The 12,608-nt window shown below is 69.1% G+C and carries 15 protein-coding genes and 2 pseudogenes; 12 read left to right on the forward strand and 5 right to left on the reverse strand.

Annotated features, from left to right (window positions below; all coding sequences use genetic code 11):
- Nucleotides 1-29 precede the first annotated feature (29 nt).
- Nucleotides 30-101: pseudogene (locus tag GCU67_RS23050) on the forward strand (hypothetical protein); the annotation flags it as partial.
- Between the two features lie 14 nt (nucleotides 102-115).
- Here the strand turns inward: GCU67_RS23050 and GCU67_RS23055 are convergent.
- Together GCU67_RS23055 and GCU67_RS23060 are read right to left on the reverse strand one after the other, a co-directional pair.
- Nucleotides 116-409: pseudogene (locus GCU67_RS23055) on the reverse strand (transposase); the annotation flags it as partial.
- Nucleotides 410-499: 90 nt separating this feature from the next.
- The gene (locus GCU67_RS23060) at nucleotides 500-694 is read right to left on the reverse strand and encodes a histidine phosphatase family protein (protein ID WP_163611761.1); all 195 of its coding nucleotides are present in this window, start codon (nucleotides 692-694) and stop codon (nucleotides 500-502) included.
- Between GCU67_RS23060 and GCU67_RS22480 the strand changes: the two genes are divergently transcribed.
- The 6 genes from GCU67_RS22480 to GCU67_RS13620 all read left to right on the forward strand — a co-directional run bounded on the left by GCU67_RS22480 (nucleotide 668) and on the right by GCU67_RS13620 (nucleotide 5,808).
- On the forward strand, nucleotides 668-1,096 hold the full coding sequence (locus GCU67_RS22480; protein WP_338105005.1) for a 2Fe-2S iron-sulfur cluster-binding protein: 429 nt from the start codon (nucleotides 668-670) through the stop codon (nucleotides 1,094-1,096). The two genes, GCU67_RS23060 and GCU67_RS22480, sit on opposite strands and share 27 nt — an antisense overlap.
- A 74-nt stretch (nucleotides 1,097-1,170) precedes the next feature.
- Nucleotides 1,171-2,457 carry a Rieske 2Fe-2S domain-containing protein gene (locus GCU67_RS13600; protein ID WP_163611763.1) on the forward strand — a complete coding sequence of 429 codons (1,287 nt, stop codon included), beginning with the start codon at nucleotides 1,171-1,173 and terminating at the stop codon, nucleotides 2,455-2,457.
- Nucleotides 2,454-2,969, forward strand: coding sequence for a hypothetical protein (locus tag GCU67_RS13605; protein WP_211661373.1), 516 nt, complete (start codon nucleotides 2,454-2,456; stop codon nucleotides 2,967-2,969). The genes GCU67_RS13600 and GCU67_RS13605 overlap by 4 nt, the downstream gene beginning before the upstream one ends.
- A complete protein-coding gene (locus GCU67_RS13610; protein WP_163611764.1) occupies nucleotides 2,962-3,795 on the forward strand; it encodes a 3-methyl-2-oxobutanoate hydroxymethyltransferase in 834 nt (277 codons plus the stop codon). Before GCU67_RS13605 ends, GCU67_RS13610 begins: the two co-directional genes overlap by 8 nt.
- Nucleotides 3,796-3,815: 20 nt before the next feature.
- Nucleotides 3,816-4,703, forward strand: a complete 888-nt coding sequence (locus GCU67_RS13615; RefSeq protein ID WP_211661374.1) for an alpha/beta fold hydrolase — start codon at nucleotides 3,816-3,818, stop codon at nucleotides 4,701-4,703.
- 85 nt (nucleotides 4,704-4,788) lie between these two features.
- Nucleotides 4,789-5,808, forward strand: coding sequence for a tripartite tricarboxylate transporter substrate-binding protein (locus GCU67_RS13620; RefSeq protein ID WP_211661375.1), 1,020 nt, complete (start codon nucleotides 4,789-4,791; stop codon nucleotides 5,806-5,808).
- A 313-nt stretch (nucleotides 5,809-6,121) separates the two neighbouring features.
- Here GCU67_RS13620 and GCU67_RS13625 read toward each other — a convergent pair whose 3' ends face one another.
- The 3 genes from GCU67_RS13625 to GCU67_RS13635 form a co-directional block, all read right to left on the reverse strand.
- Nucleotides 6,122-6,577 carry an RpiB/LacA/LacB family sugar-phosphate isomerase gene (locus GCU67_RS13625; protein ID WP_211661376.1) on the reverse strand — a complete coding sequence of 152 codons (456 nt, stop codon included), beginning with the start codon at nucleotides 6,575-6,577 and terminating at the stop codon, nucleotides 6,122-6,124.
- An 8-nt stretch (nucleotides 6,578-6,585) separates the two neighbouring features.
- Nucleotides 6,586-7,536, reverse strand: a complete 951-nt coding sequence (locus tag GCU67_RS13630; protein ID WP_211661377.1) for a substrate-binding domain-containing protein — start codon at nucleotides 7,534-7,536, stop codon at nucleotides 6,586-6,588.
- A 213-nt stretch (nucleotides 7,537-7,749) separates the two neighbouring features.
- Nucleotides 7,750-8,661 carry a LysR substrate-binding domain-containing protein gene (locus tag GCU67_RS13635; RefSeq protein ID WP_163611767.1) on the reverse strand — a complete coding sequence of 304 codons (912 nt, stop codon included), beginning with the start codon at nucleotides 8,659-8,661 and terminating at the stop codon, nucleotides 7,750-7,752.
- A 130-nt stretch (nucleotides 8,662-8,791) separates the two neighbouring features.
- Here GCU67_RS13635 and GCU67_RS13640 point away from each other — a divergent pair, with 130 nt between their 5' ends.
- The 5 genes from GCU67_RS13640 to GCU67_RS13660 all read left to right on the forward strand — a co-directional run.
- Complete coding sequence (locus GCU67_RS13640; protein WP_163611768.1) at nucleotides 8,792-9,862, forward strand: SDR family NAD(P)-dependent oxidoreductase; 1,071 nt, start codon at nucleotides 8,792-8,794, stop codon at nucleotides 9,860-9,862.
- Between the two features lie 91 nt (nucleotides 9,863-9,953).
- On the forward strand, nucleotides 9,954-11,285 hold the full coding sequence (locus GCU67_RS13645) for an aromatic ring-hydroxylating dioxygenase subunit alpha (RefSeq protein WP_163611769.1): 1,332 nt from the start codon (nucleotides 9,954-9,956) through the stop codon (nucleotides 11,283-11,285).
- Nucleotides 11,282-11,785, forward strand: coding sequence for a 3-phenylpropionate/cinnamic acid dioxygenase subunit beta (locus GCU67_RS13650; protein ID WP_163611770.1), 504 nt, complete (start codon nucleotides 11,282-11,284; stop codon nucleotides 11,783-11,785). Before GCU67_RS13645 ends, GCU67_RS13650 begins: the two co-directional genes overlap by 4 nt.
- On the forward strand, nucleotides 11,763-12,077 hold the full coding sequence (locus GCU67_RS13655; RefSeq protein ID WP_163611760.1) for a hypothetical protein: 315 nt from the start codon (nucleotides 11,763-11,765) through the stop codon (nucleotides 12,075-12,077). The genes GCU67_RS13650 and GCU67_RS13655 overlap by 23 nt, the downstream gene beginning before the upstream one ends.
- Before the next feature lie 47 nt (nucleotides 12,078-12,124).
- On the forward strand, nucleotides 12,125-12,608 hold a 484-nt coding region (locus GCU67_RS13660), incomplete at its 3' end, for an alpha/beta fold hydrolase (protein ID WP_211661378.1).

Consider the following 12,608-nt stretch of genomic DNA (forward strand, 5'->3'; position numbering starts at 1 on the left):
GGAACCCGTTCGAGGTGACGATGGAGGAGATGCTCGTCGTCGCCAAGGCCGTGTGCCGCGGCGTGTCGCGGGCACTGGTCAGCGTCGACTTCCCGTTCGGCCCCTTGCAGGAGGGCACCGACTCCGCGGTCCGCGCGGCCATCCGGTTCGTCAGCGCGGCCCGCAGCTGCGCCAGATCGGCCAGACAGTCCCCGCCCACGGCCAGCGAGACGGCCAGCTCCAGCAGAATCTTGCCCGGATCGTGGCGGGCCAGCGGCCGCCGCCACGGCGCCATCGCCTGCGAGAGAGCCTCATCCAGACCGACCGCCTCCGCGGTCCGCAGCAGAACGACGGCGCCAGCGTTGGGCACGACGCTCGGGCCCTGCCCATCGACCGCCAGGGACGGGTACCGCCCGCTACGCTTCTTCACCAGAAAGGTGCTCCCGCCCTCGCGCTGATCAGGTCCTAGACAAACCCGATCCTCGCAGGTCAGGAGCACCTTTCGCTCTGCCAGAGCGACCTACACGATCACGCGCGGTGAAAGCCCCGGGTTAACCGGCGTCCGAAAACTCGGGAACATTCCACGGAGGACCAGCCCGCACTGCCGGGCCTGCTGCTCGCCACGGCGAGCGAGGTCGCCGTTGACCCGGCCGGTGAAGCGATCCTCGGCGTTCCAGGCGCTCTCCCCGTGGCGGAGGAGGATGAGAGACGGCATGGTGGGTACAGTCGTAACCTATGGTCTAATGGACAGACCGTTCGTGGAACGGGCGAGAACGTTGAAGGGGGCAGGGGCGTGCCGAAGGTCGTCTACGTGGAGGACGCCGGTCAGGAGCACCCGATCGAGGCGACAGTCGGGGAGTCGGTGATGGCCACGGCGGTGAAGAACGGGGTCCCCGGCATCATCGGCGAGTGCGGCGGGAACGCGTCGTGCGGGACGTGCCACGTGTGGGTCCGCGCCGAGTTCACAAAGCTCGTCGGCGAGCCCAACGATCTCGAGGAGGACCTCCTGGAGATGGCGGTGACCGATCGCCGTGAGGGTAGCCGGCTGAGCTGCCAGATCTCCGTGTCCCCCGAGCTCGACGGCCTCACCGTGGACGTGCCCCCGCAACAGCCGTGAACCCGGCAGTTGACGCCCCTCCACCAAGGACTGAAAGTTAGACCACACGCGCGGCTGAGGACAGGGAGAGTCTCGTGCTTCGTCAGGACATCAACGAGCTGCTGACCCGAACGGGTCCCGGAACCCCCATGGGGGAGATGTTCCGCCAGTACTGGATGCCGGCCTGCCTGGCCGAGGAACTGGCCGAGGACGGGTGCCCACCCGTCCGGCTCAAGCTGCTCTCCGAGCGGCTCGTCGCCTTCCGGGACAGCTACGGCAACTACGGTCTGATCGACGAGTTCTGTGCCCACCGCGGCGCCTCGCTGTGGTTCGGCCGCAACGAGGAGGGCGGGCTGCGCTGCCCGTACCACGGCTGGAAGTACGACACGACGGGCCAGTGTGTCGAGGTGCCCTCGGAGGCCGACAACTCGAGCTTCGCGGAGAACGTCAAGCTGACCTCCTACCCGCTGGTCAAGGTCGGTGACGTCCTCTGGACCTACATGGGTGACCCCGCCGAGCAGCCGCCGCTGCCGGAGTTCGAGTTCGCACTCACCCCGCCGGAGCACCACTACACCTCCAAGCGCTGGCAGCAGAGCAACTGGCTGCAGGCGTTCGAGGGTGGCATCGACTCGAGCCACGTGACCTTCCTGCACTCCGGTGGCCTGAAGAGCGACCCGCTGTTCAAGGGCGCCAAGGGCAACCAGTACAACCTCAACGACACCAAGCCGTTCTTCGAGGTGGCCGACAGTGAGGGCGGCCTGTTCGTCGGGGCCCGGCGCAATGCCGAGGAGGGCTCGTACTACTGGCGGATCACTCCCTGGGTGATGCCGTCGTTCACGATGGTCCCCCCGCGTGGTGACCACCCGATCCACGGGCACTTCTGGATCCCGATCGACGACGAGAACTGCTGGGCCTACAGCTTCGACTACCACCCGGTGCGGCCCCTCACCGAGGCCGAGCGGCAGGCCATGGTCGACGGGCATGGGGTGCACAGCAAGAACATCCCGGGCACCTATCGGCCCGAGGCGAACATGGACAACGACTACCTGATGAACCGCGAGAAGCAGCGCACCGGTGAGTGGTACTCGGGTGTCGAGGGCATCGCGATCCAGGACTCCTCGCTGCAGGAGAGCATGGGCCCGGTCGTAGACCGCACCAAGGAGCGCCTGGTCCCGGCCGACAGCGGCATCATCAAGGCTCGTCAGAAGCTGTACCGGGCGGCGACCGCGCTGCGCGACAAGGGCGTGACCCCGCCCGGGGTCGACCCCGCGCACCACCACGTCCGCTCGGCCGCAGTCGTCCTGCCGCAGAAGGAGGCGTTCCTCGACGCCGCGCGGGATGACGTGCGTGTCCGGCCCGGCTTCCCGATCTCCTCCGTGTGATCGCGGCCGTGTTGACACAGACACTGAGCAGTTGTGCCCGGGCGGCTACGGCGGAGGAGGCGCGGTACCGGATCGACCGGCCGATCGCGCCTTCCCGTGCCGGACGGGTGGTGGCCCTGGACCCAGGAGCGGCCGAGATCCTGCGTCGGACTGCGCAGCATCCCTGGGCCAATGCCCGCTTCTACAGCTGCCAGCCGGCCGGAGCCGGAAGCGAGGAAGTCGTGCTGCGAGGTATCGACGGCGGGTCGGCGACACTGGCCGACGAGCTGGCCAGCGCGTCGGTCGTCGTCATGGTCGCGACCAGCGACGCCGGCGCCGCCTGCGCCAACACGCTTGGCAAGGCGTGCTGGGAGCGCGGCATCCAGACGGCCGGTCTGGTCCTCGGTGACGGCACACAGGTGGGCACGGCCGCTTCGGCGGCCGTGACCGCGCTGCGGCCGCACGCCCGGGTGCTGTTGCCCTCCTCCGACGAGGCGGACGTCGTCGACCTGCTGACCGCACTCCGTGTCTGAGCGGGTGGGGCTGCGCGACCTGCAGCAAATGAAGGACGACGGACGCAAGATCGTCGGCGTGGTGGCCTGGGACTACCAGATTGCGCGAATCGTGGACCGCGCCGGAGTCGACCTCGTCTCCGTGGGGGACACGGTGGGCGTGAACCTCTGGGGTCACCCGAACCCGTTCGAGGTGACGATGGAGGAGATGCTGGTCGTCGCCAACGCCGTGCGCCGGGGGGTCTCCCGGGCGCTCGTCAGCGTCGACTTCCCGTTCGGCCCCTTGCAGGAAGGCACCGACTCCGCGGTCCGCGCGGCCATCCGGTTCGTCAAGGAGGCCGGGGTGGACATGGTCAAGCTCGACGCCGCGTCGGACTACCCCGAGGCGGTGGAAGCGGTGAACCGGGCGGGTATCCCGGTGTTCGCGCAGTTCGGCATCACGCCGCAGACGGCCCTGCGGTACGGCGTCGAGTACCAGTCCGTTCCGTCGGCGGCCGACGCCGTGCCGGCCGAGCTGCTCGACGACATGGTGGCCGAGGCCAAGCTGCTGGAGGACGCCGGGGCTGCACTGCTGAACTTCACCAACTCCGGCCCGGTGGTCGGAGCCGCGGTCGCTGCGGCGGTGTCCATCCCGGTGGTAGGGGGCTTCGGTGGTGGCCCGTGGCTCGACGGTCGCATGCGAATGGTCAACGCCGCCATCGGCTACGCGGCCACCGCTCTCGACGGGGCCCGCGACGCCTACGTCAACGTCGCTCAGCTCACGCTGGAGGCGATGACCACCTACGCCGAGGACGTCCGTGCCGCTCGGCAGTTGCCCGGCGGGATCCCCGTCCCCGCAGCGACCTGACCTACCGAGAGGACGCACACGTGCCCACCGCCGTCATCGACGGGATTCAGACACGTTACGAGGTGAGCGGCTCCGGCCCGGCGTTACTGATGTTCTCCCCCGGTGGTTTCGACTCCACGCTGGAGAGCTGGCGGACGGTGGGCGTCTACCGGCGGCTACGGCTGCTGGACCAGCTCAGCACCCGCTACACGTGCATCACCTTCGACCGGCGGGAGTCGGGTCAATCGGGGGGCCGGCTGCAGCGGATCCGCTGGGCGGACTACGTCACGCAGGCGGTAGGGCTGCTGGACCACCTCGGCATCGCGTCGGCCCACCTCATGGGGGGCTGCGTGGGGTGCTCCACGGCTGCGGCGGTCGCCGTGGACCACCCGGACCGGGTCTCGAGCATGGTCCTGTACTCGCCGGCCGGCGGGGTCAAGTACCGGGTGAAGCAGCACGCCCGCTTCACCCGCCATCTGTCCTTCGTCGAGGAGCACGGGATGGCCGGGGTGGTGGAGCTGACCGGTCAGACGGAGGCCGGCTTCTCCAAGGACCCACGGGTGGGCCCGTGGAACAGTGTCATCCGGACCGACCCCTCGTTCGCGGCGGAGTACGCGGCGACCGATACCGAGCGCTATGCGCTGCTGGTCAGCGGGACCGCGCGGCTGATGTTCGACCGAGACACGGTCCCCGGCGCCGAACCCGAGGACCTGCTAGACCTGGCCATCCCGACGCTCATCGTGCCGGGACAGGACGACTCGCACGCTCCGTCGGCAGCACGCTATCTGCAAGAGTGCCTTCCGCATGCGCAGTACTGGGATGCTCCCGTCGCCGAGCAGACCGAGGACACGGCGCCGGCGCGGATTCTCTCGTTCCTGGATTCCGTCCAGGAGCCGGCCGGCGAGGGGCGTCCTGCACTGCACCCCTGAGTCGGTCCGGCCGGGACCGACTTCTCACGACAAAGGAGTTTCCTTGAAGGCAACGATCAGGACCTCGACGCGGCCCATCGGTCGTGTGACCGTGGCGCTCGCCCTGGCCGGGGCACTCAGCGCCTGCGGGGCAGAGGACACCTCCGGTACCTCCGACGCCTCGGGCGGTGGCGAGGCCGAGCAGGTGTTCGAGGGCGAGGACGTGGACCTGGTCGTCCCCTACGAGCCCGGTGGCGGTTATGACGCCTATGCCCGGGCCATGGCGCCCTACCTCGAGGAGTGCACGGGCGCGCGCATCATCGTGCGGAACGAGCCGGGCGCCGGCGGCCTCGTCGCCACGAACCAGACGGCGGTGGCCCCGGCCTCGGAGAACCGGATGCAGATCGTGAACACGGTCGGTCTCGTCTCCGCCCAGATCGCCGGTGCCGAGGGCGCCATCTTCGACCTCAACGATCTGAACTGGATCGGCCGGGTCTCTGCACCGCCGAACGTGGTGGTCGTGACCCCGGACAGCCCCTTCCAGACCTGGCAGGACGTCGTCGACGCCGGGGAGCCGGTGCGTTTCGTCGCCCAGGGGCCGGGCGCCAACGACTTCATCGCGCCCAACATCCTCGGCGATGCCTACGGCTTCCCGTTCGAGATCATCACCGGGTTCGCCGGGTCGACCGAGGCCCGCCAGTCGGTCGTCGCCGGGGACGCCGACGCCCACGCGCTGCCGATCGACAGCCAGCTGGGGGCGATCGAGTCCGGCGACGTCCGTCCGCTGGTCACGGTGGCCGAGGAGCCGGACCCCCTGCTGCCGGACACCCCCGCGATCAGCGAGACCGAAGCTCCCGACGCCGAGGCGCAGACCATCGTGGACAACCTGATCGCGATGGGGGAGACGGGCCGCTCCTTGATCGTCTCGCCGCAGATGGAGGAGGAGCGGGTGGAGGCGCTGCGCGAGGGATTCCAGTGCGCCATCGAGAACCAGGAGCTGCTCGACCAGTTGGAGAGCCAGCAGCGCCCGCTGGCCCCGCTGAACGGCGAGGAGGCCGCTGCGCTGGTGCGCGAGGTGCTTGAGGCGCCCGAGGCGTTCCAGCAGCTGGTCACCGCCAGCTACTGAGCCGAACGTGTCAGGGGGCGGTCCCCCCGGGTTCACCGACCCGGGGGGACCGCCCCCTGACGCACGGCCGGCGGCAGCGCGCTATGGCAGGCGGTCAGGCCTGGCCGCTGAGCCCGCCGAGCTGCGCGGCGGAGGCCGTGTAGTCCGGGGGAGTCCTCCAGGTTGGTGACCTTGTCATAGCTCAGGCGCTCGAAGAGCCGGTTCTGGACGGACATCACCCGCAGCGGCGGGCCGTCTGCTGCGAAGATCAATCTGCCAGGCTTTCGTCCGGGTGCCGGTTCTGTCCCGGTGACACGTCCTGCGAGCGGGCCCTTCAGAGCAGCGACCCGCCCTGCTCCAGAGTTTCGATCATGGCGACCCGCCGGGCGTGCACGTCTCCCTTGAAAGGTGTCGTCAGCCAGGTCGCGACCACCAGCTCGGCGGTCTCCGGCTCGATCGCCTTGGCCCCGAGCACCAGCACGTTCGCGTCGTTGTTACCCCGCGAGATCTCCGCGTGCCAGACGTCGGGGCACAGCCCCGCGCGGATGCCCGGCATCTTGTTGCAGGCGATCACCTCGCCCTGCCCGCTGCCGCCGACGACGATCGCCCGGTCGGCCCGGCCGTCGATCACCCGGCGGCAGACGTCCTCGCACAACGGCGGGTAGTCGACGAGCTCCTCGCCCGGGTGCGCACCTCGGTCGTCGACCTCATGGCCGTCGGCCCGCAGCGTCTCGATGAGCCTGCCCTTGAGGGCAACCCCGTTGTGGTCGGCCGCGATCGCGATCCGCATGCCGGGCCTCATGCGACGACGTCGCGCGTGTCGGGGGTGAAGGCGTCCTCGATCCGCGGCGCACGATCGAGGATCTTCTGGTCCACCGCCGACCGGATGAGGTCTTCGAGCACCTGTCGGTTGGGCTCGATGCCGTAGGGCAGCGGGTCGTCCCAGCCGGTCAGCTCCATCACCGTGCGGTGCATGCGGTCGGTCGCGGTCTCCTGCGGCAGCGTTCCGGCCCGCAGTTGCTGCACGTAGCCGTGCTTGGACTCGGCGAACGCGTCGAACACGCGGCGCCCCAGGTCCGGGTGCTCGGCGAGCAGCTCGTCGCGGATCACGACCAGGTGGTTGATCGGCCACAGGCCGCGCTGCTGGAGGGCGGCATGCGCGGCCTCGTCCGGGTGGGGGATGAGCGGGCGGGTGTCCGCTGAGTCGATCTCGACGCCCACCACGGCGGCGAGTTCTTCGCTGGTCAGCATCTCGTCGAGGGTCCGGCCGGCCGGTGCCGGCACCACGTTGGCCGGTGGGCGGTACTCCGCCACGTGCTCGTCGCCCGACAGCACCCACGTAACCGAGTCGAGGTCCACCCCGTACTCACCGGCCAGGATCGAGCGCGCCCAGACGCCAGTGGTCACCGTGTAACCGCGGTTGACGCCAACCTTCCTCCCCTCCAGGTCCTTGGGCTGCGAGATGCCGTGCCGGGTGTCCACGGTGATCGCGTTGTGGTGGAAACCGCGAACGAGGAAGGCCGGGACGGCGGTGAAGGCGACGCCGTGCGCCTTGGCCGTCAGGTAGGTCGTCAGGGCCATCTCGCAGACGTCGAACTCCAGGGTCCGCACCATCCGGCGGAAGCCCTGGACGAGGACAGGGACGTCCACGAATTCGAAGCCGGCTCCCTTGGGGGTGACGGTCCCGTCCAGAAGCGCCCGGTTGTTGCCCTGGGCGCGCGTGACTGTGCGCAGGTTCAGGTCGGCCATGGCGGCGGACGGTAGCAGGGACATGGCCGGCCCGGAGGAGTCGACCAAGGTGGCCTGCCGACCTGCCCGCCCGGACGGGTCGGGGACTCCGTGCCGGGCGCCGGAGCCGCTGGACGAGGCGAGGGCCAGCAGCCGCAACAGCTGCGGACTCCGGCGAGCGGGCCCGGTTCGACAAGCCCTGACCACCGATGTTTCCCCGAGGCCTGATGGTCCTCATCGGGGACCGGCCTGTCCGTCGTGCCGGTCCAGCCGGTTTCCGGATCCCTGGACGTGGCGCACGAAGGACTGCACCGCCGGGGCGATGCCTTGGCGTGACCAGTAGATCCACAGCGGGGCGCTCATCGGGGTGTGCTCGTCCACCAGCGCTGGCCAGCGGGCGGACTCGTCGGCGCTGAGGTTGTCGTCGGCGATGACGGCAACGCCCATGCCGGCCCGGGCGAGCGCGACCAGTGTGCTGGCGTTGCCGCTCTCCAACGCGATGTCGAGCCCGAAGCCCCCCGCTCGCAGTGCCGGCTCCAGCAGCCGCCTGGTGAGGCTGCCGGCGTGCCCGGTGAGCACCGGCCGGCCGCGTAACTCAGCTGTCGAGACGTGGCTCCGGCCGTGCCATGGGTGGTCGTCGGAGGTGACCACCGCCAGTCGGACGTCGCCGAGCTGGTGGCCCGCAAGACGCCGTTCGGCCTGCGGGAGGCCGGTGACGAGATCGACGTCCCCGTTGAGCACCTGCTCGATCGCGGGCAGGCCCGAGTGCTCGTGAACGGCGACGTGGATAGCGGGATGCGCCGACCGGAAGGTACCGATCAGCGGCGCGAGGAACCGCGGGACGTGCGGATGCGCGCAGGCCAGCGTGACCACGCCCGCTCGACCCTGAGCGAGTTCGCTGGCATATACGGAGACTGCTTCCGCTCGGTCCAGCAGGTGCTCGGCGCGGGGCAGGAGCTGGTGCCCGGGACCGGTCAGCTGAACTCCGCGGCCGGACCTCTCGAAGAGCGCGATGCCCAGCTCCGCCTCCAGCGCCTTGACCGAACGCCAGAGCGAGGGCTGCGGCACGTCGAGGCTGGCGGCGGCGCGGAGGAAGGACCCGACGCGGGCCACCGCAACGAAATAGCTGAGCTGGCGAAGCTCCACGGGCGGCTCCTTCTACTCACAGCTGAATAACAGGACTCCAGAACAATCTATAGACGGTCTGTGATGCGCGCCATACCCTTCTCCCAACGCGCACTGCAGCGCACGAACGTCCTGCTAAGAGGAGAATTTGATGTCGGAGTCAGGTGGGGGGGCCGCCGTTGCGCGGCAACGTCAGTTGGTCGAGCGGGCACTCGGTGAGTGGCAGGGCGAGGTGGCGGGTCGAGTCGTCGTTGTCACCGGTGGAGCCCGCGGCATCGGCCGCTCGCTCTGCGAGGGACTGCTGCGCGCCGGCGCCAAGGTCGTTGCCGCGGACCTGACGTGGGACGACGCTGACGACTTCCGCAAGCGGCTGGAGTCTGCCGGCAGCGGCATGGCCGTCGACATGGACATCACCGACGAGGCCGCGCTCGATGCCGCCCGAGACGCTGTCATCGACCGGTTCGGGACCGTCGACGTCCTGGTCAACAACGCGTCCCTGGTCTCCGAAACGCTCTTCGCGCCCACCGGCCACCGGAACACCCTTGACACGACGGACCGCGACTGGGAGGTGATGTTCGGCGTCAACGTGTTCGGCACGCTGAAGGCCATCCGTCGGTTTATCGAGCCGATGCGAGCCCAGCAGCGGGGCAGCATCGTCAACGTCGTCAGCAGCGGCGTCCTGCCGGTCTCCGTCGGCGGCGGCTATCACGGACTGCGCCCGTGGACGGTCGAGATGCCCTACCAGGCCACCAAGGCCGCCGTGATGGCATTGACGTTCTACCTCGCCGAGGAGGTGCGCGGCTACGGGGTCGCGGTCAACGCGATCATGCCGGGGCACACCCGCGCATCGTGGTTCGACGCCACCGCCCGAGCCTTCAATGAGCAGGGTATCGCCTACTTCATGCGCCCGGCGGTTCCCGAGCACCTGCTGCCGATCTCGCTCTTCCTTGCCGCCCAGGACAGCGCGGGGGCGACCGGTCGCCTCTATTACGTGCCGGAGTGGAACTACGACCACGGCTACGGGGACTATGCCGCGTGGCAGGACCACGAGCTGCCGCCGGACATGGAAGAGGTCTACAGCCGGCTGGAAGCCGCCACCCCGGTCTACGAGCGGACCGGCGTAGCTCACCTCCCCTTCGACGCGCAGGGCGCCCTGTACACCGCGGGGCTGGCCAACCTCGGGGCCCAGAACAGCTGGACCAGTAACGACAGCGCTCAGTGATGCCGCATACCGCCCGCGTTAAGCGGGGCCGCTGCGGTCCGCCCTGCCACCTCACCCCACGCAATCAGTCCGGCCCGGAGAGGACCCGACCATGACCAGCATCAGCGAACGCCCCGTCGACGTGGCCGCCGCAGGACTGCACGACCTGGTGAAGCCCGACGAGGGTGCCGTCAGCCGCACGGTCTTCGTCGACGAGGCGATCTACCGCACGGAGTTGGACCGGATCTTCACCAAGACCTGGTTGTTCATCGGGCACGAGTCCCAGCTGAGTCAGCCGGGTGACTACCTGACGAACTTCATGGGAGAGGACCCCGTCATCGCCACGCGCAGTGCGGACGGGGCCATCCGGGTGATGCTCAACTCCTGCGCCCACCGGGGCATGGCCGTCTGCAGCACCGACGCCGGATCGTCGAAGTTCTTCCGCTGCCCCTACCACGGCTGGACCTACAGCAGCACGGGTGACCTGATCGGCGTCCCCCGCGCGGACACCGTCTACAACGGCGAGCTGGACAAGTCGCGGCTCGGCCTGAAGGCCGTTCCGCGGGTGGAGATCTACAAGGGCTTCATCTTCGCCAACTGGGATGAGGACGCCATCCCGCTGGTGGACTACCTCGGCGCCGATCAGCTCTGGTACCTGGACCTGGCATTCGAGGCCCCACTCGGCGGGCTCGAGGTGATCGGCCCCACGATGAAGTTCCGGATAAAGGCCAACTGGAAGCTGGCGGCGGAGAATTTCGCCGGGGACGACTACCACGTGCTGTACACCCACGGGTCGGCCTTCCAGATCGGCTTCCTCCCCGATTACGACCAGCTTGCCGACTACATCGTGCATTTCGATCACGGCCACGGGATGGGTGATGTCAGCAAGCCCGGCCGGGCGTACCAGAACGACGTCGGGATGGCGCAGTTCCTCGGGCCGGATGCGATCGAGTACGTCACGGCCGTGCACGAGCGGCTCCAGGCCCGAGTCTCGCCGCTGCAGGCGGAGATGCACGGGCTGGGTGAGGGCAACATCTTCCCGAACCTGTCGTGGATCAAGTTCGGCGCCTTCCACATCTTCGGCTTGTTCCAGTGGCACCCCAAGGGCCCGGGAGAGATCGAGGTGTGGCAGACCGCCTTCTTCGACTCCGCGGCACCCCAGTCAGTCAAGGACTTCGCCCGCACCCAGATGTCCCAGGAAAACGCCGCGGCCGGGATCTTCGGTCAGGACGACGGCGAGAACTTCGAGCAGATCACCGAGTCCGCCCGCGGGGTCGTCTCACAGACCCGGGATTTCAACTACGCGATGGGCCTGGGACACGAGGGCGAGATCCACGAAGAGGGCTACCCGGGCCACCTGGGGCCCCACTTCTCGGAGCAGAATCACCGCAACTTCTACCGATACTGGCTCGAGCTCATGACGACCCCCGGGGAGCAGAAGTGACCAGTTCCCTCACCGACCTGCGCCGCGACGTCGAGGACTTCCTCTACCGCGAGGCCAAGCTGCTCGACGAGCAACGCTACGACGAATGGCTGGGCCTCTTCACCGAGGACGTCCGCTACTGGATGCCGATCACCGAGACTCGTGAGGTCCGCCAGCACCGGGACCACGTACCCGGCGAGTGGGCCTTGGTGGAGGACGACAGCCGATTCCTCGCCAAGCGGATGGAGCGTCTGGCCGGCGGGCTTGCCCACTCCGAGCAGCCGCGGTCGCGGACGCGGCGGTTCATCAGCAACGTCCTGGTCACCCCCGAGGCGGACGGGGACTTGGTCGCGGAGTCCAATTTCATCGTCTTTCAGTCCCGGCGGGCCAACTGCGAGCAGTTTTTCGTCGGCTCCCGTCGTGACCGGCTCGTGACCTTCGGTGAGAGCTGGAAGATCGCCGAACGGACCGTGCTCCTCGACCACCGGGTGCTTCCCCGTGCCATCTCCATCTTCTTCTGACGAGCGGGGCCCCGAGGTCATCGGCAGCCGGGACGGCGACGGGGCGGGCGAACCGCTGGATCCCGGGTCGTGGCTGCGGGCCGGGGTCGGCGACGCGGCGCTGACCGTCAGCAACGAGTTCGCCCGGGTGCGGGTGCGCGCCGACCGCGACGGTAACGACCTTCGCCTGGCCATCCGGAGCCTGCGTACGGGCCGCGAGGTTTTCCTCGACGCCCTTCAGCTGGAGAGCCTCACCTGGCTGGACGATAGCGCTTATACGGCGCTGCTGACCGAGCCTTTCGGACCGCAGTGACCGACCATCCACATGGCCGATCGGGAAGGGAGCTTGAGGTGACGAGCGTGGACGGGGGGGTGACCCTGACGGGGGAGAACTCGTTCTGGGTGGACCTGCTGGGTACCGAGGTCCGGTATCGCCAATCCGGTCCGCACCGCACCCGCAGCGTCGAGGCAGGGGACGGTGAGCCGGTCCTGCTGCTGCACGGGATCAGCGGGCATGCCGAGACCTGGGTGCGCAACGTCGCCGTTCTCGGCCGGGACTTCCGAGTGCACGCCATCGACATGCTCGGCCACGGGTTCACCGACAAGCCGCGGATCGAGTACTCGATCCGCGCGCTTGCCGACCACGTGCTGGGCTTCCTCGACGAGATCGGTGCTTCGCGTGCCCACCTCGTCGGGCAGTCCCTCGGTGGCTGGGTCGCGGCGTATCTCGCCGCCTACCACCCCGAGCGGGTCGCCTCGCTGGTCAGCGTCACGGGTGCAGGCCTGCAGGTGGATCCCGACGGTGCCGCGCTGTCTGAGAAGGTCGGCCAGCAGGTCGCGGCGG

Origin of the sequence: Modestobacter muralis (assembly GCF_010682105.1) — a bacterium.
GTDB lineage: Bacteria > Actinomycetota > Actinomycetes > Mycobacteriales > Geodermatophilaceae > Modestobacter > Modestobacter muralis.

What these genes read in the sequence shown, in the direction of transcription:
- GCU67_RS23060 (WP_163611761.1), bottom strand. Translation starts at nt 694, where the DNA reads ATGCCGTCTCTCATCCTCCTCCGCCACGGGGAGAGCGCCTGGAACGCC.
- GCU67_RS13625 (WP_211661376.1), bottom strand. Translation starts at nt 6,577, where the DNA reads ATGCGGATCGCGATCGCGGCCGACCACAACGGGGTTGCCCTCAAGGGC.
- GCU67_RS13630 (WP_211661377.1), bottom strand. Translation starts at nt 7,536, where the DNA reads ATGGCCGACCTGAACCTGCGCACAGTCACGCGCGCCCAGGGCAACAAC.
- GCU67_RS13640 (WP_163611768.1), top strand. Translation starts at nt 8,792, where the DNA reads ATGTCGGAGTCAGGTGGGGGGGCCGCCGTTGCGCGGCAACGTCAGTTG.
- GCU67_RS13645 (WP_163611769.1), top strand. Translation starts at nt 9,954, where the DNA reads ATGACCAGCATCAGCGAACGCCCCGTCGACGTGGCCGCCGCAGGACTG.